Here is a 2292-nt window from a genome sequence, read left to right as displayed (position 1 = left end):
ACTTTAGGGTCAACGCCTGCAATAATTGAAAATGCGATGGCTTCAGGGATCAATGCGAGTGCAACCACAATCCCAGATAATGAATCTCCTTTAACGTTTGATAACCAGCGTTTTTTTAAATAATTAAGCATGTAATTCTCTTTTACTTGTACAGCCAGTCCTGCCTTGTTGAGACATAATTTGATCGACTGTTTTTCTTGAATGAGCGAGCGCTCGAAAAGTGCGGGTGTAGAGAGAATGCAGGGGTTAAGGCGGCGTAATTAACACGTGAACATTAAACTCCTTTAGTGGGTGATTGTTTAGTAGAATGAAATCAACACCTGTGCTTTGTTTTTGTGGCGTTTGTCTTACACAGGTCAGAATGGCTGACAATATAGAGTGAGTGCTACTTTAATCACACGACCAATCTTGCAAACAAAGGTTTCATATATTGACGCTTTCTGAACAAACCAAAACTGTTTATGCCCTTCAGTCCCGTCGTTTGAACTACTCTAATTACAGCAGTTCAACAAGTAATGAAAACCCTTAACCATTCGCACTAGTCCACTTCCCTAGTTCTCTACAATCAACAATCACAAGGAAAAATCGAACAAAAAATACACCCTCAAACACATTTATTGTCAGTACACACAATATTTCTTTCACCAAGCAAGAATAAAGGTTGAAGCTGTCTGTATGACAGGTAATATGTTCAATCGATTTAAAAAGTTTATACAACTTAATGTTTCGGCTAATTATTGTGCAAATGTATGTTTATTTGCAGCAATGCCAGAGACTTTGAGTTGAATTTGTCCCTCAATGGAGAATGAAATCAACATGACTTACGCGCCTGTAACAGACGTACTTGGCGGCAAGCTAGCGGTAGACAGTGAAGTAACTGTTCGCGGCTGGATCCGTTCACGTCGTGATTCCAAAGCTGGAATCTCTTTCCTTGCCATTTATGACGGCTCTTGTTTCGACCCGATTCAGGCCGTGGTTCCTAATAATCTTAATAATTACGAAGACGAAGTATTAAAGCTAACAACTGGCTGCTCTGTTGAAGTAACAGGTAAGATTGTTGAGTCTCCGGCGAAAGGTCAAGACTTCGAACTAGCAGCAACTGACGTTAAAGTTGTAGGCTGGGTTGAAGACGCTGACACTTACCCAATGGCTAAGACACGTCACTCTATCGAATACCTTCGTGAAGTTGCTCACCTACGCCCACGTACGAACGTGATCGGCGCAGTAGCACGTGTACGTAACTGTTTATCTCAAGCGATTCACCGTTTCTACCACGAGCAAGGTTTCTTCTGGACTTCAGCTCCGCTTATCACTGCATCTGATGCAGAAGGCGCTGGTGAAATGTTCCGCGTATCTACGCTAGACATGGAAAACCTACCTCGCACTGACGAAGGCAAAGTTGACTTCAATGAAGATTTCTTCGGTAAAGAAACTTTCCTAACAGTATCTGGCCAACTTAATGCTGAAGCTTACGCTTGTGCACTAAGCAAGGTTTACACGTTCGGTCCTACGTTCCGTGCTGAAAACTCAAACACAAGCCGCCACCTAGCTGAGTTCTGGATGGTTGAGCCTGAAGTTGCATTTGCAGACCTTGACGATGTAGCGAAACTGGCTGAAGACATGCTTAAGTACGTTTTCGCTGCTGTTCTTGAAGAGCGCCGCGACGACCTTGAGTTCTTCGCTTCTCGCATCGACAAAGAAGCAATCACTCGTCTAGAGCAATTCGTAGACGCTGATTTCGCACAAGTTGACTACACTGACGCAATCCAAATCCTACTAGATTCTGGTAAGAAATTTGAATTCGACGTTGAGTGGGGCATCGACATGTCTTCTGAGCATGAGCGTTACCTAGCTGAAGAGCACTTCAAAGCGCCTGTTATCGTTAAGAACTACCCGAAAGACATCAAAGCTTTCTACATGCGCTTAAACGACGACGGCAAGACAGTTGCAGCAATGGACGTACTTGCACCAGGCATCGGTGAAATCATCGGTGGTGCACAACGTGAAGAGCGTCTAGACATTCTAGACGAGCGCATGATTGGTATGGGTATCGACCCTGAGCACATGAGCTGGTACCGCGACCTACGTAAATACGGCACAGTGCCTCACGCAGGCTTCGGTCTTGGCTTTGAGCGTCTAGTGTCTTACGTAACAGGTATGGGCAACGTTCGTGACGTTATCCCGTTCCCACGTACACCACGCTCTGCTAACTTCTAATCTCAGCTTTCTTCTTTCAGAGAAGTCAGTATAGATAGATAATTAAATAGATAAAAACCTCCGTATATACGGAGG

General features: G+C 44.1%; 2 protein-coding genes. One reads left to right on the top strand and one right to left on the bottom strand.

The features are described 5' to 3' along the window. On the bottom strand, positions 1-131 hold a 131-nt coding region (locus tag AB4496_RS20875), incomplete at its 3' end, for a SulP family inorganic anion transporter (RefSeq protein ID WP_372131849.1). 685 nt (positions 132-816) lie between these two features. Here AB4496_RS20875 and asnS point away from each other — a divergent pair. Next, positions 817-2217 carry an asparagine--tRNA ligase gene (gene asnS, locus AB4496_RS20870; protein WP_004734710.1) on the top strand — a complete coding sequence of 467 codons (1401 nt, stop codon included), beginning with the start codon at positions 817-819 and terminating at the stop codon, positions 2215-2217. The last annotated feature ends 75 nt before the right edge of the window (positions 2218-2292 follow it).

The organism is Vibrio sp. 10N.222.46.A1 (assembly GCF_041473595.1).
Lineage (GTDB): Bacteria > Pseudomonadota > Gammaproteobacteria > Enterobacterales > Vibrionaceae > Vibrio > Vibrio tasmaniensis_A.
This window is presented reverse-complemented; position numbering and strand designations above follow the sequence as displayed.

Bases quoted from the DNA above. Each gene is read 5' to 3' on its own strand.
- asnS (WP_004734710.1), top strand. From the start codon at position 817: ATGACTTACGCGCCTGTAACAGACGTACTTGGCGGCAAGCTAGCGGTA.